This window comes from Paracoccus kondratievae (assembly GCF_009301415.1).
Lineage (GTDB): Bacteria > Pseudomonadota > Alphaproteobacteria > Rhodobacterales > Rhodobacteraceae > Paracoccus > Paracoccus kondratievae.
The window spans coordinates 337,220-360,244 of the sequence record NZ_CP045072.1 but is presented as its reverse complement, the minus strand read 5'-3'; the positions used below and the strand labels follow the sequence as shown (position 1 = coordinate 360,244).

Below are 23,025 nucleotides of genomic sequence, written 5' to 3'. Positions count from 1 at the left end.
TTCGGGCTTTCGGCAGAGGTTTCGCCAGAGATGGCGGCAGGGTTGGAAGCAGAGCTTGCGGCAGCCGGTGCGCTATCCCAGTCGGGTTGCCAATCAGGGCGATGCACCCGGATGGCGGCAACGATTTCGTCCGTCGGATGCGGGGTCTGGGCACTGTAGGTGCCAAAGACCTGCAACGTTGCGGTGTCGCGGGCGGCAAGGAACCACTTGCCGCAGCCATAGGCGTGACGCCAACGCTCAAAATGCACGCCCTTGGGGTTCTTGCGGGCGAACAGATAGCTTTCAAATTCGGTGTCCGAGGACCCGGGGCCGACGCGCTTCAGATGCGCTTCGCCGCCCGGCTGCAACTCGGTTTCCTCGGCCGAAATGCCGCAATAGGGACAGGTCAGGATCAGCATGGGTCACTCCTTGGGCGGCAGGTCGCGCAGACAGGCCCGCGTCCCGGCAAAGGGCCGGACGCGGATCATCTGTGTAATGGGCTGGGGGTTGCTGAAGCTTCCGCAGCCGACTGCGGGCGCGTGGCGCACCGGCAGGGCTTGCAGAAGGAAAGCAGGTTTGGTCAGCGCGGGCCCGGCGGCAAGGGTCGCAGCAGGACCCGGCCAGAACGCGCAGCAGGAAACCGAGGGACGAACCGCCCCCCGGCCAATGCAGGAAAAGGCGCCCCCTGGCGCCGGATCAGGCGCCTTAGTTCGTAGAAGGCGTCGCGGGTTCAGCCGGAGCCGCAGGCTCAGCCGGAGGTTCGACCGAAACAGCGCCGTCATCTGCGGGCGCGCTTTCGGACGAGGCTGCCGGTGCGGCAGGCGGTTCAGTCGCGGCCGGTTCGGTTCCCGAGGACACGAACCAGTAAATGACGACCAGCACGACGACGACAACGCCGCCGATGAGCCAGAGGTTGCTCTTGTTCTGTTCGGCCATGAAGAAAACTCCTTGGTCATGGTGACGTACTGAGACAATTCACCAGACAACGAAGAGTTTCCCAAGGCTTGGACGAAATTTTCTGCGCCGGCGCGGAATTTGGCAAGAATTGGCCCAAATTCCGCGGACCCCGGCAGGATCGCGCCCGGCATGAGCATTAGTGCGCCACCCCCGCGGCGACGCTTTCGTCGATGAAGCGGCCTTCGGCAAAGCGGTTCAGGCCAAAATCAGCAGCCAAAGGACCAGGCTGGCCCTTGGCGACCAGTTCGGCCATGGCCCAGCCCGAGCCGGGGATGGCCTTGAAACCACCCGTACCCCAGCCGCAGTTTACGAAAATATTGCCCACCGGCGTCGTCGACAGGATCGGAGAGCGATCGCCGGTCATATCGACGATCCCTCCCCATTGCCGCAGCATCTTGAGCCGCGAGAGCATGGGGAAGGTCTCGATCAGCGCGCGCACGGTTTCTTCGACATGATGCCACGAGCCGCGCTGGGTGTAGTTGTTGAACCCGTCTGTCCCGCCCCCGATCACCATTTCACCCTTGTCGGATTGCGACAGATAGCCGTGAACGGTGTTGGCCATGATGACCAGATCACAGCAGGGCTTGATCGGCTCGGACACCAGCGCCTGAAGGGCAAGCGATTCGATGGGCAGGCGGAAGCCCGCCATCTCTGCCAGAACCGAACTGTGGCCCGCCGCGATCAGCGCCAGCTTGTCGCATTCGATCCGGCCTTTGCCGGTGTTCACCGCGACAACCTTGCCGCCGGCGGTCTCAACACCGGTCACCTCGCAGTTCTGGATGATATGCATGCCCATGGCCGAACAGGCGCGGGCATAGCCCCAGGCGACGGCATCGTGCCGGGCGGTACCGCCGCGTTCCTGATACAGACCACCCAGAACCGGATAGCGCGGCCCGTCGATATTGATGATCGGCAGCATCTCTTTGATGCGCTTGGGGGTGATCCACTCGGTCGCCACGCCTTGCAACTGGTTGGCATAGGCGGTGCGCTTGTAGCCGCGCACCTCGTGTTCGGTCTGCGCCAGCATCAGCAGGCCGCGCGGGCTGAACATGATGTTGTAGTTCAGATCCTGCGACAGATTTTCGTAAAGCTTCAGCGCCTTGTCATAGATCGCCGCAGAGGGGTCCTGCAGATAGTTCGACCGGATGATCGTGGTGTTGCGACCGGTGTTGCCGCCGCCCAGCCAGCCTTTTTCCAGAACTGCAACATCGGTGATGCCAAAATTCTTGCCAAGGTAATAGGCGGTGGCAAGGCCGTGGCCGCCAGCACCCACGATGATGACCTGATATTTCTTGCGCGGCTCGGGGCTGGCCCAGGCGCGCTTCCAGCCGGTGTGAAGCCGCATCGCCTCTCGCGCGATGGCAAAGACCGAATAGCGGCCGGTGCTGGAACTTGCGGGGGCAGCAGGCATGACAGAACCTCTTTCGACTCAATGACAGCAGAGTGAAACGGCAGCCGTTTTCGGGCAAGCCGGGTTGCGACGCGGCGGTTGTCAAAATGCGTCAGGGCGGGGCGCAGATCTCCCGTCGGGGCGCTGTATTTTTGTCGCAGTGCTTTGACTTTTTCCGCCCGGCGAAAACGGCTATCACCGGAACCAGCCACAAGGGGAAGCCGATGTTCTGGATTATCTGTGCCGCGCTGGCAGGGATGGTGACCGTCGCCATCGCAGCACCGCTTCTGCGACGGCAGGGCGACGAGGCCGAGCCCGCCGCCGCCTATGACCTGCGGGTCTATCGTGACCAGCTGCGCGAGGTCGGCAGGGATCTGGAACGCGGGGTGATAGATCAGACCGATGCCGAGCGTTTGCGTGTCGAAATCGGCCGCAAGGTTCTGGCCGCCGACCGTGCGCTGCAACGTGCCGTCAGCGGCCAACGCTCGCCTGGGGGGTGGGTGGCGCTGGTCGCACTGGCACTGCTGCTTGTCGGGGCGTTCTTTCTTTATCAGCGGCTGGGTCAGCCTGATCGCCCCGATGCCCCTATCGCGCAGCGCATCGCCGATGCACAGGCCCTTTACGACAGCCGCCCCACTCAGACCGAGGCCGAGGCCAGGGGCCCCCAACCCGAACGGCCCGAGCCCGATGCCGAATATACCGCGCTGATCGACCAGCTGCGCGAAGTGGTTCAAAAGAATCCCAACGATCCGCGCGGGCTGGAACTGCTGGCCGAGCATGAAGAGCGGCTGGGCAATCTGGTCGCGGCCAAGGATGCTCAGCGCCGTCTGGTCGCGCTACGCGGCGATCAGGCCAGCGCCGAGGATCTGGCGCGTCTTGCCGGGCTGACAATCGAGGCGGCAGGCGGGCTTATCACCAGCGATGGTGAAAAAGCGGTTGCCGAGGCGCTGGCGCGCGACCCGCGCAACCCGCAGGCGCGTTTCATGGTCGGGCTGCTGCACTTGCAGAACGGCCGTCCCGACCGCGCCTTTCCGATCTGGGCGGGCCTTTTGGCCGAAGGGCCGGAAAGCGCGCCGTGGATTGCCCCCATCCGCGCCGCGATCAGCGATCTGGCGTGGCTTGCCGGGCAGCCGGACTATACCCCGCCCGAGCCCTCGACCCTGCCCGGCCCCGACGCGGATGCGATAGCAGCCGCGCAGGACCTGCCGCCCGAAGAGCGCCAGAAGATGATCGAAGGGATGGTCAAGGGGCTGGAATCCCGGCTGGCAACCCAGGGCGGTACCCCCGAGGAATGGGCGCGGCTGATCTCTTCGCTGCCTGTGATCGGGCAGCAGGACCATGCGAAAGCCGTGCTTGGCGAGGCGCGGCAGCGGTTTTCAGGCAATCAACCGGCGCTGGATCTGATCGAGGCGGCCGCAAAGCAGGCGGGGCTGGAATGATCTGCGAGACCGTCGAGGCTTTTGCCGAAGCTCTGCCCCGCAGCGGCGCAATCGTCGGGCTGGATCTTGGCACCAAAACCATCGGCGTTGCGGTCAGCGACGGGCTGCGCGGTGTCGCATCCCCGCTTACCGTGATCCGGCGGACGAAATTCACGCTGGATGCACAGGCGCTGTTGAAGATCGTCGATGAGCGTGCGCTGGTCGGGCTGGTGCTGGGCCTGCCTCGCAATATGGACGGCAGCGAGGGGCCGCGCGCCCAGTCGACCCGCGCCTTTGCCCGCAATCTTGAACGGCTGACGCCGCTGCCGATCACCTTTTGGGATGAGCGACTGTCCACCGTCGCGGCCGAGCGGGCGCTGCTTGAGGGCGATACCTCGCGCAAACGCCGGGCAGAGGTAATAGATCAGGTTGCGGCAGGCTATATCCTGCAAGGGGCGCTCGACCGGCTGCGCTTTATCGGATGAAACCGTCCAGCCCCTGCATCCAGATCTGCCAGATCTATGCAGACAGCGGCCTTTGCCGCGGCTGCCTGCGCAGTCTTGATGAGATCGCACGTTGGGCCAGCATGACCGAGGCCGAGCGGCTGGCAATCATGGCCCAGCTGCCTGACCGCCAGCTGACAGGGCGAAGGGCGGATTAACGCGTCACCACACGCACTTCGCGGATCGCCGTCTTGAGCCGCAGCCGGGTTTCAGCCGGCTCACGCGCCACGGCATCCAGAATCGCCCGCATGTCGCCACGCAGTCCGTGAAGCTGGTCTATCAGCGACAGAACCAGCGCCAGAGCCTCATCATCCAGATGATAGCCTTCGGCCAGGTCAACCACGAGATTCAGCCGCGCAAGGTCGATTTCACGAAACAACGGCCCCTGCTCGGACTGAACCGGCACGACGACACCGGAACTGACGTAACGCTCCAGCTGCTCGGCCGTCAGGTCGCTGACGGCCTCCAACGTTTCGGACAGGGTGTAATGCCGCTGGGTCATCTTCTCCCCCTTGGATCATAGGCATGGTCGCGGCGCCATTGTTCCATGAAATGTTCCAGTTCTGCGTCGATGCGCGACGGCATGACGATTTTCAGGATCACATGCTGATCGCCGCGCCGGCCGCCCTCGCCCCGCAGGCCGCGGCCTTTCAGCCGCAGCTTTTGACCGGAACTTGCGCCGCGAGGGATGGTCAGCATGACAGGGCCGTCGATGGTCTCGGCCTCGACCTTGCCACCTAGCACGGCCTCATCAATGGTGATGGGCAAAATGGTTTCGACATCGTCGCCGTCGCGCCTCCAATCCGGGTCCTCGGCAACGATCAGGGTCAGCAGCGCGTCGCCCGGGGGGCCGTCGCCCATGCCCGCCCCGCCCCTGCCGCGCAGGCGCACCACCTGACCGTCGTGCGCGCCTTCGGGGATTTTCACATCCAGCACGCTGCCATCAGGCATGGTGATCCGGGTCGATCCGCCCCGCGCGGCGGTCATAAAGTCGATTTCCAGCGTAAAGCGCTGATCGGGACCGCGCATATCAAAGCTTTTCGCACCGCCGCGCCAGCTGCCCCCTCCGCCCCCGCCGCCACGGCCAAAAAGATCCGAGAACACATCCGACAGATCGTCAAAGCCCTGATGTTGCCGATAGGGATTGTCGTCCGATTCGGCATATTCGCGGTAGTAATGCCGCTGCTGACGTTCTTGCCCCGAGGCGTCGATTTCACCCCGGTCAAAGCGCGCGCGCTGTTCGGGGTCCCTGAGCAGTTCATAAGCGGCGGCGGCCGCCTTGAAGCGATCATGCGCGACGGGATCAGAGTTCAGGTCCGGATGGTCAGTCTTGGCGATCCGTCGATAGGCCCGCTTGATGTCGTCCTGACTGGCGTTCTTGTTCAGCCCCAGCGCCTTGTATGGATCGTCGGCCATGGCCGGGTCATCCTTTCTTCACCTGTCATCGGGGGAACGCAAAGGCGCCCCCTGGGTTTCCTGCCCGATCCGGCCCGGACGGGGGGCAGAGAAGGTGCCGCCCGGCATGAACCCCGCCCCCAGCGGCAAAGCAGCAGCGCCCAATGCACGGGCACTGCGGCCTAGGGTTCCGGCGCGTACCTCGGGCAAGGTCACGCCGTGGTGACGCATCCGGGCCAGACTGGCGGAGGTCGCCTCGACCAGCGCAGCGCGCAATTTGTCCGGCATTGCACCGTCGATCACCACCAGCGGAAAGTCCAGAGCGGCCACCGCTCCTAAGGCTGCATGGGACAGCACCTGTGCCGATTTGTCCAGCCATTCACACAGGATATCAGGCGGCAGGTCCCATGCCGCGTCATCCAGCGGCAGGTCATGGCCCAGCGCCGCCTCAAGCACCGAAACCGAGGCCACATCCAGCACCTGGCGCCCGCCCGGTACCGGAAATGAACCCATTGCCCCTGCATTGCGCGACGGCCCAAGCCGCAAGCGCCCGTCCAGCACGACGCCGCCCCCGGCAAAATGGGCAATGTAGAAATACAGGAAATTTTCGGGCAGCTCGGCCGTCCCGAACATCATCTCGGCCCCGCAGGCACAGGAGCCGTCGTTTTCCAGCCAGACCGGCATGTCCAGCACTTCGGCCAGCTCGGCGCGCAGGTCGCGGCCGCGCCAGGGCTCCATCTCTCTCGCCCAATCCCACAGATAAAAGGGGCTTGCGATGCCCATGCCCGACAGACGCGCACGCTGCGCCTCGGTTAGCCCGGCAAGAATCTCGCCCGCGCTGGCGATGGCAAAGTCGCGGATCGCGTCAGGATGGGGAAAGGCATGAGGCAGCACCCGCATCTGTCTGATCTGCCCTGCAAAATCGACCAGCACCAGCTCGGCCAGCCTGCGCCCGACCTTGAGACCCAGAAACAGCGCCCCCTCGGGCGCAAGTGCCAGCGGCAACAGCGGCTGACCGACCTTGCCGCGCCGCCGCTCGCCCCCTGCGTCCAAGAGACCCGCAGCGATCAACTCACGCGTGATGTTTGAGACGGCCTGTGCCGACAGGCCCATTGCCTGCGCAAGCGCGGCGCGCGGCATCGGGCCATTGCGGCGGATCAACCACAGAATCAGGCGCTCATTCTGGCCCCGCACCCCTTGGGGGGTCGATCCGGCTGGCATGGTCGTGGGCATGGCTTTTCTCCTCTCACCCTATAAATCAACGAAATTGATTTATTGACAAGCCACCTTTTGTTCGGCAGCCTTCCGCAGGCAATGGCGGCCCCTATGGCCGAGAGGAGGAAAACCACATGACCAAGACTGGATTGCTGCGTGCAGCGCTGGCGGGCACGGCACTGACCCTGCTGGCGGGTATGGCGCAGGCGGAAAGCGCCTGCCTGATCACCAAGACCGACACCAACCCCTTCTTCGTCAAAATGAAAGAGGGTGCCCAAGCCAAGGCGGCCGAACTTGGGATCGAGCTGAAATCCTATGCCGGACGCATTGACGGCGACCACGAAAGCCAGGTCGCGGCGGTCGAAGCCTGTATCGCCGACGGCGCCAGGGGCATCCTGATCACCGCTTCGGACACCAAGGCAATCGTCGATTCCGTCAAGGCGGCGCGGGATGCGGGCCTGTTGGTCATCGCACTGGACACACCGCTCGACCCGATCGACGCGGCGGATGCGACCTTTGCCACCGACAACTTCAAGGCGGGTGAGCTGATCGGCCAGTGGGCAAAGGCAACGCTGGGCGACAAGGCCGCCGAGGCCAGGATCGCCATGCTGGATCTGGGCATCTCGCAGCCCTCGGTCGATGTGCTGCGCGATCAGGGCTTCCTGCAAGGTTTTGGCATTGAACTGGGCGACCCGAACAAATGGGGCGATGAGACCGATCCGCGCATCGTCGGTCATGAGGTCACCTCGGGCAACGAAGAAGGCGGGCTGAAGGCAATGGAGACCTTGCTGGCCAAGGATCCCGACATCAATCTGGTCTATACCATCAACGAACCGGCCGCCGCCGGGGCCTATGAGGCGCTGAAGGCCATTGGTCGCGAAAAGGATGTGCTGATCGTATCTGTCGATGGCGGCTGCCCCGGCGTGCAGAACGTCAAAGACGGGGTAATCGGCGCCACGTCGCAGCAATATCCGCTGGATATGGCGTCGAAAGGGATCGAGGCAATTGCCGCCTTTGCGAAAGATGGCACCCGCCCCGCACCGACCGAAGGCAAGGATTTCGTCGATACCGGCGTGCAGCTTGTCACCGACAAGCCGGCCGAGGGCATCGAATCCATCGACAGCACCAAGGGCACCGAGCTTTGCTGGGGCTGATGCCCGGCTGAACCGCGGGGCGGGGCGCGAAGGCGCGCCCTGCCCGATCACAGGCAGCGGGCGCCGCGGGGGGTGGCGTCCTTCAAGGGAGAAGACCGTCCATGTCATCCGACACCAAGACGGCCGCCAGCTACGAGGAGGGCCTGCGCGGCGCCTCGGACAAGGTTGCCGAATTTCACGAACCAAAATCCGCCCTGAAGCGCCTGCAGCACTGGCTGCATATGACACCCTCGGCTGTGCCGATGATCGTGCTGATCGCGGCGATCATCATCTTTGGCCTGAAGGAGGAAAACTTCTTCAGGGCCGTCACACTGTCCACGATCCTGCAGCAACTTGTCATCGTCGGTATTCTGGGCTGCGCCCAGTCACTGGTGGTACTGACTGCCGGGATTGACCTGTCGGTCGGGGCGATCGCCGTCTTTTCATCGGTGCTGATGGGACAGTTCACCTTTCGCTATGGCATCCCGGCGCCACTTTCGATCGCACTGGGGCTTGCAGCGGGGACGGCGATGGGCTTTGCCAACGGCTGGCTGGTCGCACGGGTCAAACTGCCGCCCTTTATCGTGACACTCGGCACCTGGCAGATCATTCTGGCGGCGAACTATATCTATTCCGCCAATGAGACGATCCGTTCATCGGAAATCGCGGCCGAGGCACCGGCCCTGCAATTCTGGGGCTATTCGATCCAACCCGGCGGGGTGAAGATCCTCTACGCCGTCTTTCTGATGATCGCGCTGGTCGCGCTACTTGCCTATGTGCTGCGCCACACAGCCTGGGGCCGACATGTCTATGCCGTGGGAGATGATCCCGAAGCGGCCGAGCTGGCCGGCGTACGAACCCGTCGCGTGCTTATTCAGGTCTATGCGCTGGCCGGGCTGTTCTGCGCCATCGCCGGCTGGGTAATGATCGGCCGGTTCGGCTCGGTCTCACCCTCGGCCTCGACCGGGCAGTTAGGCAATATCCAGTCGATTACTGCCGTGGTGATCGGCGGGATCAGCCTCTTTGGCGGGCGCGGTTCGATCGTCGGCATGTTCTTTGGCGCGCTGATCGTCGGCGTCTTTGAGATGGGGCTGAAGATGGTCGGCACTGACCCGCAATGGACCTTTTTCCTTATCGGCATGCTCATCATCATCGCCGTGGCGGTGGATCAATGGATCAGAAAGGCATCGGCATGACCCGGGAACCGCTTTTGAAGGCGCGCGGCCTCGTCAAGCGCTATGGCAAGGTCACTGCGCTGGACCACTGCGACTTTGACCTGATGCCGGGCGAGATTCTGGCTGTCATCGGCGATAACGGCGCGGGCAAATCCTCACTCATCAAGGCCCTGTCAGGGGCGATCCAGCCCGATGAAGGCGAGATCATGCTGGAGGGACGGCAGGTCCGGTTCGCAAGCCCGCTGGATGCGCGGGCGTCAGGGATCGAATGCGTCTATCAGACGTTGGCCATGTCCCCTGCCCTGTCCATCGCAGACAACATGTTCATGGGGCGTGAACTGCGCAAACCCGGCATCATGGGCAAGTGGTTTCGCAAGCTTGACCGTCCGGCCATGGAAAAATTCGCCCGCGAAAAGTTGAATGAACTGGGGTTGATGACCATCCAGAACATCAATCAGGCGGTCGAGACGTTGTCGGGGGGCCAGCGTCAGGGCGTCGCGGTGGCCCGGGCCGCGGCGTTTGGTTCGAAAGTGGTGATCCTTGACGAACCGACAGCAGCGCTGGGGGTCAAGGAAAGCCGCCGCGTGCTGGAGCTGATCCGCGACGTGCGCGCGCGCGGCATCCCGATCATCCTGATCAGCCACAATATGCCGCATGTCTTTGAGGTCGCGGACCGCATCCACATTCACCGGCTGGGCCGACGGCTGTGCGTGATCCGGCCGCAGGATTATTCGATGTCGGATGCAGTTGCCTTTATGACCGGCGCCAAGGTACCGGACGAGGCGGCAACGGCAGCCTGAGTTGCGTGGTCGCGGGGGGCTCTGCCCCCCGTCCTTTGGACTCCCCCCGGGATATTTTTGCATGGAAGAAATACTGGATCGGATTGCACAGTTGGGCCCCGGTCGGCGGGTGGTCGCGATTGCAGGCGCGCCGGGTTCGGGGAAGTCGACACTGGCCGCGCAGCTGGTTGCGAGACTATCCGGCGCGGTTCTGGTTCCGATGGACGGGTTTCACCTGGACAATCGGCTGTTGGACCGGGATGGCTTACGCAGCTGCAAGGGCGCGCCCGAGACATTTGACGCCGCCGGTTTCGTCAAGCTGATCGAGCGCCTGAAAACCGGGGGCGAGGTGATCTACCCGCTTTTCGACCGCGAGCGGGATCTGGCCATTGCCGGTGCCGGGCGGGTCGAAGCGGAAACCCGGCTGATCGTGGTCGAGGGCAATTACCTGCTGCTTGATCGCGTGCCATGGCGACAGCTGGCCGGACTTTGGGATCTGTCGGTGATGCTGGATGTGCCCCAGGACGAGTTGCGCCGCCGCCTGACCGCGCGCTGGCAGGGGCTGAGTCGTTCGCCGGCCGAAGTGACGGCGCATCTGGAAAACGACCTGGGCAATGCCGAGGTGGTGCTGCGCGAATCTATGACGGCCGATCTGGTTGTGCAGCCAGAGTCTATTTCTTTGGCCGAAACGCCTTGATGTACGCCGGGTCGGTTTCGATCCAGGCAGCGCCGATCAGGTCAAGGCAATAGGGCACTGCTGCGAAAACCGCATCGAGGCAGGTGGCGATGGCTGAGGGTTTGCCCGGTAGCGTTATAAGCAACGAAGCCCCCCGGATGCCGGCAGTCTGGCGCGACAGGATGGCGGTCGGAACCTCGCGCAGGCTGGCGCGGCGCATCTCTTCGCCAAAACCCGGCAGCTCCTTTTCAATCACATCTGCGACAGCCTCGGGCGTCTGGTCGCGCGGGGCGGGGCCGGTGCCGCCGGTGATCAGAATGAGATCGGCGCCCTGATGATCGGCAAGGTCACGCAAACAGTCGGCGACCGTTTCGCGCCCGTCGGGGATGATGCGGCGGCTGACGATCATGGGCGAGGTGATGGTCGCGCGCAGCCAATCCTCGGCCCCAGGCCCGCCTTTGTCCTCATATTCCCCGCGAGAGGCGCGGTCCGAGACGGTGACAATGGCAATATGGGCGGGGCGGATGGCGGAACTTTGGGTCATGGCGATATCTTGGCCCAGCCCGCGTCCGAAGAAAAGCGGATCTCAGCTGCGCCGCGCCGCCTCGATGCCCGCGACGTCGATGCGGGTCATCTGCATCATCGCCTCGAATGCGCGCTTCGCCTCATCCCCTCCGACGGCAAGTGCCTCGGTCAGCACTCGGGGAGTAATCTGCCACGAGATGCCCCATTTGTCCTTGCACCAGCCACAGGCGCTTTCCTGGCCGCCGTTGCCGACGATCGCGTCCCAGTAACGGTCGGTTTCCGCCTGATCCTCGGTCGCGATCTGGAACGAGAATGCCTCACTATGCTGAAAGACCGGACCGCCATTCAGCCCGATACAGGGAATGCCCGCGACGGTGAATTCCACTACCAGCACATCGCCTGCCTTGCCTGAGGGGTAGTCACTTGGCGCCCGTCGAATTGCGGTGACAGCGCTGTCGGGAAAGGTTTCGGCGTAAAAGCGGGCGGCCTCTTCTGCGTCCTTGTCATACCAGATGCAGACGGTGTTCTTGGGTACGGTCATCGCAAGCTCCTCCCTGAACCGTTGGCTGGGGGCAAACGTTTCAGGAGTGGCGAGGTTCCAGCATATGAAAGGCCGCGGGTTTGTCCGCGGCCTTTGAGGTAAGGATCTGGCTGCGGTTACTTGAACCGCGCGTTCCGGTTCGCGACCAGCTTGAGCCGCAGCGCGTTCAACCGGATAAAGCCCGCCGCATCTTTCTGATCGTATGCGCCGGCGTCATCCTCGAAGGTGACGTGACGTTCGCTATAAAGCGAGTGATCCGACCAGCGGCCAACCGTATGAACGCTGCCCTTATAGAGTTTGAGCCGCACGGTGCCGGTCACATGTTCCTGACTTTTGTCGATCAGCGCCTGCAGCATCTCACGCTCGGGGCTGAACCAGAAACCGTTATAGATCAGCTCGGCATAGCGCGGCATGATCGAGTCCTTGAGGTGGCCCGCGCCGCTGTCCAGCGTGATCTGTTCGATACCGCGATGGGCCTCTAGCAGGATCGTGCCGCCGGGGGTTTCGTAAATGCCACGCGACTTCATCCCGACAAAGCGGTTCTCGACAAAGTCGAGCCGGCCGATACCATGCGTGCGGCCGTATTCGTTCAGCCGGGTCAGCAGGGTGGCGGGCGACAGTGCCTCGCCATTGATCGACACGGCATCGCCACGCTCAAAGCCGATCTCGATATATTCGGGCTGGTCGGGTGCGTCCTCGGGGCTGACCGTGCGCTGATAGACGTAATCGGGCGCCTCCTCGGCCGGGTTTTCAAGCGCTTTGCCCTCGCTGCTGGTGTGCAGCAGGTTGGCATCGACGCTGAACGGGGCCTCGCCGCGTTTGTCCTTGGCAATCGGGATCTGGTTCGCCTCGGCGAATTCGATCAGCTTGGTACGCGAGGTCAGGTCCCATTCCCGCCACGGCGCGATCACCTTGATCGAGGGGTCAAGCGCATAGGCGGACAGTTCGAACCGCACCTGGTCGTTGCCTTTACCTGTCGCGCCATGGGCGACGGCATCTGCACCGTGACGGTGCGCGATATCGACCAGATGTTTCGAAATCAGCGGGCGCGCAATCGAGGTGCCCAGCAGATACAGCCCCTCGTAGACCGCGTTGGCGCGGAACATCGGGAAAACAAAGTCGCGCACGAATTCTTCGCGCACATCGACAATATGGATGTTTTCCGGCTTGATGCCCAGCAACTCGGCCTTTTGGCGCGCCGGCTCCAGCTCTTCGCCCTGGCCAAGGTCGGCGGTAAAAGTGATGACCTCGCAGCCGTATTCGGTCTGCAGCCATTTCAGGATGATCGAGGTGTCGAGCCCACCCGAATAGGCAAGGACGACTTTCTTCGGCGCGTCGGACATGCAGATAACCCCCAATGGAATTTCGGCAGGGAATAGGATCATTCGCGGTGTGTCACAAGAGGAGCACGACAAAACGCCCTTTACCCGTGCCATCGTACCCGTTTTGATAGGGCTATCAGCCCCTGTTCTCTCTTGCCAATCGGGAAAAAACGGGTCATTCGCGAATTCATGGAAAACTTTGCCGCCTCTGTCCGCCAGGCAGAGATCGCGCTGCGCGACCTCTTCGAGCCGACGCCCCTGCAAAAGAACGACCACCTTTCGGCCAAATACGGGGCCGAAATCTGGCTGAAGCGTGAAGACCTGACACCCGTGCGCAGCTACAAACTGCGCGGCGCCTTCAACGCCATGCGCAAGATCAGCGGCGGGGCAAAGGGGCATTTCGTCTGTGCCAGCGCCGGCAACCATGCCCAGGGCATGGCCTATGCCTGCCGCCATTTCGGCACCAAGGGCACGATTTTCATGCCGGTCACCACGCCGAAGCAAAAGATCGACAAGACCCGCATCTTTGGCGGCGATGCGATCGAGATCGTGCTTGCAGGCGACTATTTCGACCAGACGCTGGCCGCTGCGCAGGACTTTGCCCGCGCCCAACGCGCGACCTTTCTTTCGCCCTTTGACGATGCAGACATCATCGAGGGCCAGGCCACAGTCGGGTTGGAGCTTCTGGACCAGCTTGGCGGGGCGCCGGATCTGATCATCCTGCCGGTCGGCGGCGGCGGGCTTGCCGCAGGCGTCACCCGGCTGTTTGGCGAGCTGGCCCCCCGGACCCGCGCCGAATTCGCCGAGCCAGAAGGGGGCGCGAGCCTGCGCGAGGCCTTGCAATCGGGCGCGCCCGTCACCCTGCCCTCGGTCGATAATTTCGTCGATGGCGCCGCCGTGGCGCGAATCGGTGATTTGCCCTTCCGCGCCCTGTCGCACTTTGCGGCGAACGATGTCCATACCGCGCCCGAAGACCGCATCTGCGCCACTATGCTGGAAATGCTGAACATCGAAGGGATCGTCCTGGAACCTGCTGGGGCGCTTGCCATCGACGTGCTGCGCGACATGCCCGATCTGGCAGGCAAACGCGTGGTCTGCCTGTGCTCGGGCGGGAATTTCGATTTCGAGCGCCTGCCCGAGGTCAAAGAGCGCGCCCAGAGATTTTCGGGACTCAAGCAGTATTTCATTCTGCGTATGCCCCAGCGCCCCGGCGCGCTGCGTGATTTCCTGCAGTTGCTCGGCCCCGAGGACGATATCGCCCGTTTTGAATATCTTAAGAAATCGGCCCGCAACTTTGGCTCGGTCCTGATCGGTATCGAGACTACGGCCCCCGAAAACCTCGACCGGCTGCGCGAGCGGCTGGAGGCTGCGGGGATCGGCTATCGCGACATCACCCGTGATCCGGTACTGGCGGAATTCCTGATCTAATCGCATCTCAGACACGGCCGCCTTGCTGACAGGTCCGCCGTGTCCCGCCAAACCGGCCCATCAGCGCCTGTTTTGATTCCGAGTAACAGGCAAGCAAGGCCTCAACATCGACCTTTTCCGGGTGCCCTTCGGCCGCCTGACGCTCACCCGCGTCACAAAGACAGCCGAAAACCGCAAAGCCCAGGCTCCAGGCGCAGCCTTTGAGGAAATGCAGATCGGTTTCCAGGCGCAGCGCATCCAGAGGCGACAAGCGCATAATGACCCCTTCGACCTCGTCCAGAAACAGCTCCAGAATCAACTGAAACTCGTCATCACCGACTTCGTCACGCAGTTCGTTGATACGGTTCCAGTCCAGCACGGACACCCTCCGACAGAATCACGCGACCTTCGTAACAGCGAATCCGTCTACATCCGGTTAATACTGAAAATGGTATAAATTAACCGAACATTCAGCCCGGTGGAGCTAAACCCGTCAGCATGATGATCGCTGATGGCCATGCACCGAATCCTGCGCCCCAGACCCAAAGGCTGGTGCTGATTGTCGATGACAGCCGGGCACAGCGGCGGACACTGGCGGTCCAGATGACCCGCGCAGGCTATCAGGTGGCAGAGGCCGCAAACAGCCGTGAAGCGATGCGCCTCTGCCTTGAGCGACGGCCGGACATCGTGATTTCGGACTGGATGATCCCCGGGCATAGCGGGCTTGAATTCTGCCGCCGTTTCCGTGCCATGCAATCGGACCGGTACGGCTATTTCATCCTGCTGACCTCGCGCAACGACAAGAAGGACATTGCCGAAGGTCTGCGCGCCGGTGCCGACGAATTCCTGACCAAGCCGGTCTCGGGGGCCGAGCTGCTGGCGCGGCTTGCAGCCAGCGAGCGCATCCTGCGCATGGAGGAAAAGCTGCGCAGCGCCAACACCCGCCTTACCGCTGCACTGACCAAGCTGCGTGAGACCCAGACGGCAATCGAACGCGACCTGCGTGAGGCACAACGCCTGCAACAGGGGCTGGTTCGCGAATGCCACGGCAGTTTTGGGGATTTCGACCTGTCGCTGCTGATGCGGCCCGCCGGCCATGTTGGTGGCGATCTTGTCGGCTTTTTTCCAATCAACGCGGGACGGGTCGGGCTGTTTGCACTGGACGTGGCGGGACACGGGGTCGCCTCGGCCCTGCTTTGCGCCCGTCTGGCGGCGCTGCTTTCGGGGACAAACCATCAGAACGTCGCAATACGCGCCTCTGACAGCGGGGGCTGCGATCCCAAGCCCCCGGTCGAGGTCATGCGCCTGCTGAACTCGCTGATGCTCGATGAACTGCGCATCGAATCGTATTTCACCATGATCTATGCCGATCTGAACCTGTGGACCGGGCATTTGCGGCTGGTGCAGGCGGGCCATCCCCATCCGATGGTGCAGCGCGCTGACGGGCGGATCGAATCCATCGGGCAAGGGGGCCTGCCCATCGGGGTCTTTTCGCAGGCCGATTATGAGGAATTGCAAGTCACACTCGCCCCTGGGGACAGGCTGTTCATCTATTCGGACGGGCTGACCGAATGCGAAAACGCCCGCGGCGACCCCTTGGGAGAAGAAGGTTTGCACGCCATCCTGCGCACCAATGCGACGCTGCATGGCGACGCGTTGTTGGAATCAATCTGTTGGTCAGCAGCACATTACAGCAGTGGCCAGCGAAGTGACGACATCTCGGCCGTGCTGGTCGAACGGCGAAGCGAGGGCGCGTCTTGCAGCTAGCCCGCGACCCCGAACCTGCGCAATGCCGCCCGAACCATGGCCCGCGACCCAGGGTCGGGCAACAGGCCTGTGACTTGGGCCAAGGGCACCCAATGCGCCTCATGGCCCGGCTCCGAAGGTGTGCCGAGCCGGGCAACGGGACGGGCCAGCCAGATGCTGCACAGCTTTTCGGCCCAGAAACCGTAATCCGGCATGTAACAAAAACGCCGATAGGCCCCAAAGCGGCGCGGATACCCGATACGCCAGCCGGTCTCTTCCCGCACCTCACGGTGCAGCGCAGCCAATGCCGACTCGCCGGGGTCTATGCCGCCGCCCGGCAGCTGAAACTCCGGCTCGGGTGCGTGCTGAAAGGTCAGCAAGGCCGCGCCATCCCGGATCAGCAGAGCATAGGCGCCCGGACGCAGGCGATAGGCGCGGCGACCGGGCGGCGTTCCATAACGCGGTATCATCGGGCGTTCTTCCCCATTCTTCTCGGCGTAACGCATCGCAGTCGCAGCAACGCACCTTTTTCGGATCCAAGGCGAAGGCACGCTAAGCGTGGGCCGCGCATGGGCACAAGAGGTATGGCAGTCTGGCCTGAAACGCAAAAGCCGCGCAAACCCAAAGGCTTGCGCGGCTTTTGTTATGGTGCCCAGGAGAGGACTCGAACCTCCACGCCTTGCGGCACACGGACCTGAACCGTGCGCGTCTACCAATTCCGCCACCTGGGCAGGTCGCGTGAGCCGGGTGATTAAGGCCAGCCGCGGGAGGTGTCAACGGGGGTGACGAAGAATCTTCGCACTGCCATCATCTTTTTTCGCCCCGCCCGTGATGCGGATGCTGCGCAGGTCATGCTGCAGCTGCGAAATCGCGCAGGGACAGCCGGAAATCCTGTCCATTCGGCCAGCTTGCTGAGGCAAATCGCACGAGGCTACAAAACCTCGACCAAGGGGCATGGCCCGCGATCTCCGCCGCCTGATGGAACTTTCATGGACGAACTGACGCGCCAAGAATGGGATGTCATCGTGATCGGCACGGGAATCGGCGGAGGCACCGCAGGCCGCCATCTGGCAGAAGCGGGCTTGTCGGTGCTGTTCGTCGAAAAGGGCCCCGATCTGGGCGATGCCCCCCTGCCAGCACTTGGCATCGACACTCATGATCCCGAAAAACGTCTGGCAAACGGAGCGTGGCCGCGGTTGCTTGAGGCGCAGCTTGACGGCAACTGGTGCGAACTTGACGGCATGATCGGCGCCGGGGTCGGCGGCACCTCGGCCTATTACGCCGCGACGCTGGAACGCCCCGAGCGGCACGATCTCGATTCCTCCCAGACGCTGCCCCACCCAACCGGTGGCTGGCCCGTCAGTTATGACGAGATGCTGCCCTGGTTCGCTCTGGCCGAAAAATATTTTCACGTCAGCGGCGAAAGCGATCCCCTTGCGCAAGAGAAATCCGACCTGCTGCCACCGGGCCTGCCGCTGCCACCGTCGGACGCGGCGCTGATCGAGGCGCTGCATCGCGCCGGAATGCACCCCTATCGCACCCATATGGCAGCGCGCTTTCTGCCGGGATGTGAAAGCTGCTTTGGCCGCCGTTGTCCGCGTCGCTGCAAGATGGATGGCCGTACCGCAGGGGTTCTGCCGGCGATCGAGACTGGTCGCGCCACGCTGATCGACCGTTGCACCGTCATGCGGATCAAGGCCGGTCACCACAACGTCCAAGGGCTGGTTTGCCGCCGGGACGGACAGGAATTCACCCTGCGGGCGCGAACCTATGTGTTAGCAGCGGGGGGGCTTGGCTCACCGTCACTTCTGCTGCGCTCGGGCAGCGAGATTTGGCCGCAAGGGCTTGGCAATGGTAACGGCATGGTCGGCTGTAACCTGATGTTTCACCTTAGCGAGATCATCGCCATCTGGGCCGCTCTTGGCCGCGACGAAAACGGAGAGGCTCGCTCGGTCAGCATACGCGACCTCTATTTCATGGATGGTCAGCGCTTTGGCACGGTGCAATCCATGGGCCTTACTGCCGGATATGGCGAGATTTTACATGCGCTGAACAGACGTTTCGACCAGTCGGCGCTGCGCCGGTTGCGCGCGTTGCGCCACGGGTTGCGCCTGCCCGCGATGATCGCAGCGCGGATTCTGGGACGCGCCAAGCTGTTTGTCGGCGTCCTTGAGGACCTGCCCTATGCGCATAACCGCGTGCTGCCTGATCCGCAGGACCCCGACCGCCTGCGCTTTCGCTATGACATCTCGGACGAGCTGCGGGCGCGACGGGCCGCATTCCGCAAGGCGATGCGGGCCGCATTTCGCCCACATCGCGCGATGTTCATGGGCACGACGCCCCAGCTTAACTTTGCCCATCCCTGCGGGACACTGCGATTTGGCGACAATCCGGCGACCAGCGTGCTGGACCGTGATTGCCGCGTGCACGGGATAGACAACCTTTATGTCAGCGATTCGTCATTCATGCCGACCTCGAACGGGGTCAATCCCAGCCTGACCATCGCGGCAAATGCGCTGCGGGTCGCGGACGCTATCGTCGCAGGGCTGCGGCCACGGCTTGCCGCTGGCGACAGGCTTGGCTATTGAACGGGCAAGCACGCCACGAAGGGAGCGACGCATGTCCACAGCCAAGCTTGTCACCATCTATGGCGGCTCTGGATTCCTGGGCCGGCAGATCGCCCGGATCATGGCCGCCGAGGGCTGGCGCATCCGTGTCGCCGTCCGCCGCCCCTATGAAGCCGGAGTCGTCCGCACCTATGGTGCCCCCGGTCAGGTCGAACCCGTACCCTGCAACGTCCGCGACGACATGTCCGTCGCCGCCTGCATGGCGGATGCGGATGCGGTGATCAACTGCGTCGGCATTATGGTCCGCGAGGGCAAGAACACGTTCGACGCCATTCACGAAGAGGCGGCGGGCCGTGTCGCCCGCATCGCTGCCGAGACCGGGGTGAAACATTTCGTCCATGTCTCGGCCCTGGGCGCCGATCCCGACGCCGCCAGCAATTACGCAGCCTCGAAAGGCCGGGGTGAAGCCAAGGTGCTGACCCATCGCCCCGATGCGGTGATCCTGCGCCCCTCGATCATCTTTGGGACCGATGACCGCTTTTATAACCGCATTGCCTCGCTGACCCGTCTGGGGCCGTTTCTGTTCGTGCCGGGCGCGGGGACCGAGGTACAGCCGGTCCATGTTCTGGACGTGGCCCGCGCCGCCGTCATGGCCGCCTCGGGCGAGGCCGGATCGGGCATCTATGAACTTGGCGGCCCCGATGTTCTGACCATGCGAGATGTCGCCCGGCAGGTGCTGACCGCCACTGCACGCCGCCGCGCAATCATCGGCGTGCCGCATTGGCTGGCCGGACTGATGGGCTTTGCGCTGGACACCGTGCAGGTCGTCAGCGGCGGGTTGCTGACAAACCGGGTGCTGACCCGCGATCAGGCGCGGCAGCTGCGTCAGCCGAACCGTGTCTCGGGCAAGGTCAGGACTTTTGCCGATCTGGGCATCGAACCGACCGCCGCGCCCCCGATCATCGAGGGCTATCTTTGGCGCTTCCGCCCGACCGGCCAATATGAGGCGATCACGGCCTCGGCGAAAAACCTGCGCAACAGCTGATGGATCATAACACTCTTGTCGCTGCCGCACTCGGTCTGCTGGAAGGGCTGACCGAGTTCATTCCCGTGTCCTCGACTGGTCATGTCCTGCTTGCCGGGCATTTTCTGGGCTTTGATTCGCCCGGCCGCGCATTCGAAGTGCTGATCCAGCTGGGCGCGATTCTTGCCATCCTTGGCGTCTATGCCGGGCGGTTGTGGCGGATTTTCTCTGCCGCCCCGCATGACCCGCAGGCACGCCGCTTTATCCTTGCGGTGCTGCTGGCGTTCCTGCCCGCCGCGGTGATCGGGGTCCTGACCCACAAGATCATCAAGGAGATCCTGTTCGAGACCCCAGCCCTTATCGCCACGATGCTGATCGTCGGGGGCGTGGTGCTGTTGTTCGTGGACCGGCTGGCCTCGCGCCCGCGCTATTTCGCAGCCGAAGATTTTCCGCTGCCAATGGCGCTAAAGATCGGCTTTATCCAGTGCCTGGCGATGATCCCCGGCGTCTCACGTTCGGGCGCGACCATCGTCGGGGCGCTGCTCCTGGGGGCGGACAAACGCTCTGCGGCCGAGTTCAGCTTTTTCCTGTCCATGCCGACGATGCTGGGCGCCTTTGTCTTTGACCTCTACAAAAACCGCGATGTTCTGGACGCCGCTGCGACCGGAAACATCGTCATCGGCTTTGTTTGCGCCTTTCTGGCCGCCATCGTCGTGGTCCGCGGGCTGCTGAATTATGTCTCGGCCCATGGCTATGGCTTCTTTGCCTGGTGGCGAATCGTGGTCGGAGTCGTGGTTTTACTGGCTTTACAGGCTGGATGGTAAGCAATGTTGACCTATTTTCCTGCCGCTCAGCGATAAAAAATCGCGCTCAGACCGGAAAATCGTTAAATGAGTCAGTATTGCTGACTTTTATTTGACTGCAGGCTGCCGTATCAGGCGGGGAATTCCCTCGCCATCCAAGGACGCGCAGCCATGGCCACGCAGAAGATGCTTAAATTCGTCACCATTGGGCGCGAGATGCCCGAAAAACGTGACGCGGCATCCCGCTCGGGAGATTTCCACGAAATCTATCGCGAATTCGCCGATGCCAAGGCCAAGGAGCAGTCCAGCCGGTGCAGCCAATGCGGCGTGCCTTATTGCCAAAGCCACTGCCCGCTGCACAACAACATCCCGGACTGGCTGCGCCTGACCGCCGAGGGGCGCACCCGGGAAGCGTACCTGCGCAGCCAGGAGACGAACACCTTCCCCGAAATCTGCGGCCGCATCTGCCCGCAGGACCGGCTGTGCGAAGGCAATTGCGTCATCGAACAATCGGGCCATGGCACCGTCACCATCGGCGCGATCGAGAAATACATCACCGACACCGCATGGGAAGAGGGCTGGGTCGCACCGATCACCCCGGCTCAGGAGCGTTCGGAGTCGATCGGCATCATTGGCGCCGGCCCGGGTGGCCTTGCCGCAGCGGACCGCCTGCGCCGCATGGGCTTTCAGGTCACGGTCTATGACCGCCACGACCGCGCCGGCGGGCTGCTGATCTATGGCATCCCCGGCTTTAAGCTGGAAAAGCACGTGGTCGAGCGTCGCACCCGGCAACTGGCCGAAGGCGGGGTCGAATTCGTTCTGAACGTCGATGTGGGCACCGATATCAGCTTTGACGCGATCCGCGGCAAACATGACGCGGTGCTGATCGCGACCGGCGTTTACAAGACCCGCGATCTGGACATCGACAATGCCGCCGCGCGGGGCGTGGTGCGGGCGCTGGACTATCTGACCGCCTCGAACCGGGTCGATCTGGGTGACGAGATCCCCGATTACGAGGACGGAGAGCTGAACGCCAAGGGCAAGCGCGTCATCGTTATCGGCGGCGGCGACACCGCCATGGATTGCGTGCGCACCGCCATCCGTCAGGGCGCGCAATCGGTGAAATGCCTCTATCGCCGCGACCGGGCCAATATGCCCGGCAGCCAGCGCGAAGTGCAGAACGCCGAAGAGGAAGGCGTCGAATTCGTCTGGCTTTCGGCCCCCGGCGCCTTCTCCGGCCATGTCACGGGCGAGGCGATGGTTGCGCAGGAACGCGATGTTGACGACACGGGCGAGGTTCCGACCATCAGCGCCGTTCGCGTGCAGCGGATGCGGCTGGGCGCGCCCGATGTCTCGGGCCGGCAAAGTCCCGAACTGATCGAGGGTGCCGATTACGACGAACCCGCCGAACTGGTCATCAAGGCCCTGGGCTTTGAGCCCGAGGAGCTGCCGCGTCTTTGGGGCGTGGACGGGCTTGAGGTGACGCGCTGGGGCACGATCAAGGCCGATTACCAGACCCATCAGACCAGCTTGCCCGGCGTCTTTGCCGTGGGCGATATCGTACGCGGCGCCTCACTGGTCGTCTGGGCAATCCGCGACGGGCGCGAGGCCGCCGACAGCATCGTCAGCTATCTCTCGGGCGCTGCCCGGGTCGCTGCGGAATAAGGGGGCGGACCATGCGGATATATTCCTTCAGGACACAGGCGCAGCACTCCTGCCCCATCCGGCCGGCCGGCGCCATGGCGCTGGCGGCAGGTATGGCGATCTGGCTGTTGCTGCCCGCAGGACCGGCGGCGGCGGCGAATTTCACCCCGCCTTCGGGCTGCAAGCTTGAGGTCACGGTGCAAAACCGCGGCTGTACCGTCTCGCAGCATTATCGTTGCGACTCGGACGCGCCAGGCGACCAGCGCGTGACCTATTTCACCCAGGAAGGGGCGACCTTTCAGTCGCGCATCGACCGCGAGACGCGCTGGATGGAAAGCACCGACCTGCGTACCGGCCTGACCGATGTGCTTGAGGACGAGGCCGAGGATCATGCCTCGTTCAGCACGCTTTTGCGCAGCGGCCAGGACGATTTCGACTTCTGGACCCGCTCAAACAGCGGCGAGCGGCTGCACCACGTCGGTCAGGACGAACTGACGGGCGAAAAGGTGCAGATCGACGGCATGGCGCTGGATGTCACCCGGTTCGAGCTGACCACCTACAGCGAATCCGGGCAGGTGCTGATCCGGCGCCGTGGCCAGCAATTCATCAGCCGCACGCAAGGGCGGTTCTACGGGGGCGTTGAGACCTCGGAGGACTGGACCGGCGCAGTGCAGCAGACCAACGACAGTCCGGTAACCTTCGCGTTCCCGGGACACCCCGGCTTTGGTTCGACCACACCGGAATATGATTGCGACCTGCAGATGGTGGGCGGCGAGGGGGCCGACATCCTGAGGCAGCTTTTGAAGGAGGCACGGACGTGAAGGAC

General features: G+C 63.4%; 24 protein-coding genes, 1 tRNA gene and 1 pseudogene. 14 read left to right on the top strand and 12 right to left on the bottom strand.

The features are described 5' to 3' along the window. Positions 1-86: 86 nt before the first annotated feature. From F8A10_RS01850 to F8A10_RS01840, 3 genes and pseudogenes are all read right to left on the bottom strand, one after another. Positions 87-398: pseudogene (locus F8A10_RS01850) on the bottom strand (sarcosine oxidase subunit delta); the annotation flags it as partial. Between the two features lie 286 nt (positions 399-684). Beyond that, complete coding sequence (locus F8A10_RS01845) at positions 685-915, bottom strand: hypothetical protein (protein WP_010393202.1); 231 nt, start codon at positions 913-915, stop codon at positions 685-687. A gap of 157 nt (positions 916-1,072) precedes the next feature. Continuing rightward, positions 1,073-2,347 (bottom strand): sarcosine oxidase subunit beta family protein, encoded by a 1,275-nt coding sequence (locus F8A10_RS01840; RefSeq protein ID WP_010393204.1) that lies wholly within the window; start codon positions 2,345-2,347, stop codon positions 1,073-1,075. A 203-nt stretch (positions 2,348-2,550) separates the two neighbouring features. Here F8A10_RS01840 and ccmI point away from each other — a divergent pair, with 203 nt between their 5' ends. From ccmI to F8A10_RS01825, 3 genes are read left to right on the top strand one after another with little or no spacing between them, the layout of a single operon-like run. Then, the gene (gene ccmI / locus F8A10_RS01835; RefSeq protein WP_193668133.1) at positions 2,551-3,765 is read left to right on the top strand and encodes a c-type cytochrome biogenesis protein CcmI; all 1,215 of its coding nucleotides are present in this window, start codon (positions 2,551-2,553) and stop codon (positions 3,763-3,765) included. Continuing rightward, positions 3,762-4,229 (top strand): Holliday junction resolvase RuvX, encoded by a 468-nt coding sequence (ruvX, locus tag F8A10_RS01830; RefSeq protein ID WP_010393209.1) that lies wholly within the window; start codon positions 3,762-3,764, stop codon positions 4,227-4,229. Before ccmI ends, ruvX begins: the two co-directional genes overlap by 4 nt. Then, positions 4,226-4,405, top strand: coding sequence for a DUF1289 domain-containing protein (locus F8A10_RS01825; protein WP_010393211.1), 180 nt, complete (start codon positions 4,226-4,228; stop codon positions 4,403-4,405). The genes ruvX and F8A10_RS01825 overlap by 4 nt, the downstream gene beginning before the upstream one ends. Here F8A10_RS01825 and F8A10_RS01820 read toward each other — a convergent pair. The 3 genes from F8A10_RS01820 to F8A10_RS01810 are packed head-to-tail and all read right to left on the bottom strand — an operon-like array spanning position 4,402 to position 6,875. Next, positions 4,402-4,749, bottom strand: a complete 348-nt coding sequence (locus tag F8A10_RS01820; RefSeq protein WP_010393213.1) for a hypothetical protein — start codon at positions 4,747-4,749, stop codon at positions 4,402-4,404. The genes F8A10_RS01825 and F8A10_RS01820 overlap by 4 nt on opposite strands. Next, positions 4,746-5,663 (bottom strand): DnaJ C-terminal domain-containing protein, encoded by a 918-nt coding sequence (locus tag F8A10_RS01815; RefSeq protein ID WP_010393215.1) that lies wholly within the window; start codon positions 5,661-5,663, stop codon positions 4,746-4,748. Before F8A10_RS01815 ends, F8A10_RS01820 begins: the two co-directional genes overlap by 4 nt. Before the next feature lie 18 nt (positions 5,664-5,681). Next, entirely contained in the window at positions 5,682-6,875 is a 1,194-nt protein-coding gene (locus F8A10_RS01810) for an ROK family transcriptional regulator (protein WP_152366559.1), read from the bottom strand. Between the two features lie 116 nt (positions 6,876-6,991). On the opposite strand from F8A10_RS01810, the gene F8A10_RS01805 reads away from it, so the two are divergent. From F8A10_RS01805 to F8A10_RS01790, 4 genes are all read left to right on the top strand, one after another. Further along, on the top strand, positions 6,992-8,011 hold the full coding sequence (locus F8A10_RS01805; protein ID WP_010393219.1) for a sugar ABC transporter substrate-binding protein: 1,020 nt from the start codon (positions 6,992-6,994) through the stop codon (positions 8,009-8,011). 101 nt (positions 8,012-8,112) lie between these two features. After that, complete coding sequence (locus tag F8A10_RS01800) at positions 8,113-9,186, top strand: ABC transporter permease (RefSeq protein WP_085501351.1); 1,074 nt, start codon at positions 8,113-8,115, stop codon at positions 9,184-9,186. Next, positions 9,183-9,965, top strand: coding sequence for an ATP-binding cassette domain-containing protein (locus F8A10_RS01795; RefSeq protein WP_010393223.1), 783 nt, complete (start codon positions 9,183-9,185; stop codon positions 9,963-9,965). Before F8A10_RS01800 ends, F8A10_RS01795 begins: the two co-directional genes overlap by 4 nt. Before the next feature lie 61 nt (positions 9,966-10,026). After that, on the top strand, positions 10,027-10,641 hold the full coding sequence (locus F8A10_RS01790; RefSeq protein ID WP_152366558.1) for an AAA family ATPase: 615 nt from the start codon (positions 10,027-10,029) through the stop codon (positions 10,639-10,641). Here the strand turns inward: F8A10_RS01790 and mog are convergent. The 3 genes from mog to F8A10_RS01775 form a co-directional block, all read right to left on the bottom strand. Next, a complete protein-coding gene (gene mog, locus F8A10_RS01785; protein WP_010393228.1) occupies positions 10,616-11,164 on the bottom strand; it encodes a molybdopterin adenylyltransferase in 549 nt (182 codons plus the stop codon). The two genes, F8A10_RS01790 and mog, sit on opposite strands and share 26 nt — an antisense overlap. A 42-nt stretch (positions 11,165-11,206) precedes the next feature. After that, positions 11,207-11,686, bottom strand: coding sequence for a VOC family protein (locus F8A10_RS01780; protein ID WP_152366557.1), 480 nt, complete (start codon positions 11,684-11,686; stop codon positions 11,207-11,209). A gap of 116 nt (positions 11,687-11,802) precedes the next feature. Beyond that, positions 11,803-13,029 carry an argininosuccinate synthase gene (locus F8A10_RS01775; protein WP_010393233.1) on the bottom strand — a complete coding sequence of 409 codons (1,227 nt, stop codon included), beginning with the start codon at positions 13,027-13,029 and terminating at the stop codon, positions 11,803-11,805. A gap of 168 nt (positions 13,030-13,197) precedes the next feature. Between F8A10_RS01775 and ilvA the strand changes: the two genes are divergently transcribed. Beyond that, positions 13,198-14,436, top strand: a complete 1,239-nt coding sequence (gene ilvA, locus F8A10_RS01770) for a threonine ammonia-lyase IlvA (RefSeq protein ID WP_152366556.1) — start codon at positions 13,198-13,200, stop codon at positions 14,434-14,436. Between the two features lie 7 nt (positions 14,437-14,443). On the opposite strand, the gene F8A10_RS01765 is transcribed toward ilvA, so the two are convergent. Further along, on the bottom strand, positions 14,444-14,794 hold the full coding sequence (locus F8A10_RS01765; RefSeq protein ID WP_010393237.1) for a hypothetical protein: 351 nt from the start codon (positions 14,792-14,794) through the stop codon (positions 14,444-14,446). Positions 14,795-14,913: 119 nt separating this feature from the next. Between F8A10_RS01765 and F8A10_RS01760 the strand changes: the two genes are divergently transcribed. Next, positions 14,914-16,182, top strand: coding sequence for a PP2C family protein-serine/threonine phosphatase (locus F8A10_RS01760; RefSeq protein WP_010393239.1), 1,269 nt, complete (start codon positions 14,914-14,916; stop codon positions 16,180-16,182). Here the strand turns inward: F8A10_RS01760 and F8A10_RS01755 are convergent. Together F8A10_RS01755 and F8A10_RS01750 are read right to left on the bottom strand one after the other, a co-directional pair. Further along, positions 16,179-16,631: an NUDIX domain-containing protein gene (locus F8A10_RS01755; protein WP_152366555.1), complete on the bottom strand. Its 453-nt coding sequence runs from the start codon at positions 16,629-16,631 to the stop codon at positions 16,179-16,181. The two genes, F8A10_RS01760 and F8A10_RS01755, sit on opposite strands and share 4 nt — an antisense overlap. Positions 16,632-16,807: 176 nt before the next feature. Beyond that, a tRNA-Leu gene (locus F8A10_RS01750) sits at positions 16,808-16,892 on the bottom strand. Positions 16,893-17,150: 258 nt separating this feature from the next. On the opposite strand from F8A10_RS01750, the gene F8A10_RS01745 reads away from it, so the two are divergent. The 5 genes from F8A10_RS01745 (at position 17,151) to F8A10_RS01725 (ending at position 23,020) form a co-directional block, all read left to right on the top strand. After that, complete coding sequence (locus F8A10_RS01745; protein WP_152366554.1) at positions 17,151-18,749, top strand: GMC oxidoreductase; 1,599 nt, start codon at positions 17,151-17,153, stop codon at positions 18,747-18,749. Positions 18,750-18,780: 31 nt separating this feature from the next. After that, positions 18,781-19,773 (top strand): complex I NDUFA9 subunit family protein, encoded by a 993-nt coding sequence (locus F8A10_RS01740; RefSeq protein ID WP_152366553.1) that lies wholly within the window; start codon positions 18,781-18,783, stop codon positions 19,771-19,773. Next, positions 19,770-20,576 carry an undecaprenyl-diphosphate phosphatase gene (locus F8A10_RS01735; RefSeq protein ID WP_029371466.1) on the top strand — a complete coding sequence of 269 codons (807 nt, stop codon included), beginning with the start codon at positions 19,770-19,772 and terminating at the stop codon, positions 20,574-20,576. Before F8A10_RS01740 ends, F8A10_RS01735 begins: the two co-directional genes overlap by 4 nt. 150 nt (positions 20,577-20,726) lie before the next feature. Beyond that, positions 20,727-22,220 (top strand): NAD(P)-dependent oxidoreductase, encoded by a 1,494-nt coding sequence (locus tag F8A10_RS01730; protein ID WP_010393251.1) that lies wholly within the window; start codon positions 20,727-20,729, stop codon positions 22,218-22,220. An 11-nt stretch (positions 22,221-22,231) separates the two neighbouring features. Continuing rightward, on the top strand, positions 22,232-23,020 hold the full coding sequence (locus tag F8A10_RS01725) for a hypothetical protein (RefSeq protein WP_010393252.1): 789 nt from the start codon (positions 22,232-22,234) through the stop codon (positions 23,018-23,020). Positions 23,021-23,025 lie beyond the last annotated feature (5 nt).